Raw genomic sequence first — 584 nt, forward strand, 5'->3', positions numbered from 1 at the left:
GAGGTCTTCACGCTCTGGGTGTCGATCACGGAAGCGGTCGGTTCGGGCTTGCGCCCTTCCTTCACGCGGGCCAGACCGGTCAGGTCGTAGTTGAGCTGGGCGAGGATTCCCTCATCGCGCCAGGCGGCGTAGTAGGCGTAGACGCTGCCGTGGTTGGGGAAGTCGTGCGGGAGGTATTTCCAGGGGATTCCGGTGCGGTTGATGTAGAGGAGTGCGTTGAATACGTCGCGCAGGTCGACCTTGGCCGGCTGCCCGGTGGGCCTTCGGTCGAGCCGAGCCTTTCTCCAGGCCGTCAACGTCGGCTCGATTAAGGCCCATCGGGCGTCGGACAGGTCGCTGGGGTACGGCTTCCGCTGGCTCACGCCGTAGCGTGATCATGGATGTGGCGTACGGTTCCGTTCCGCTACTGTTGGGCGTTTCTGCCCGATCTTTAAACCAGACGGACTTTGTGCATGAGATCCGGAGCGAACGGGCAGGCAATTTCGCAGATCGACGGGCGCGATGGTGTACGTATGGGATAAACACCCTAAGCCTGGCAGCCATGAAAGTTACTTACCGGCATAGAGCATCTCTAAATGCCCACT

1 protein-coding gene is annotated in these 584 nt (G+C 61.0%); it reads right to left on the reverse strand.

The window, feature by feature from the left end; translation table 11 throughout:
• On the reverse strand, positions 1–362 hold a 362-nt coding region (locus tag PV350_RS46965), incomplete at its 3' end, for a transposase (RefSeq protein WP_500339352.1).
• Positions 363–584: the final 222 nt, after the last annotated feature.

The sequence above is a fragment of the Streptomyces sp. PA03-6a genome (assembly GCF_033792765.1).
Lineage (GTDB): Bacteria > Actinomycetota > Actinomycetes > Streptomycetales > Streptomycetaceae > Actinacidiphila.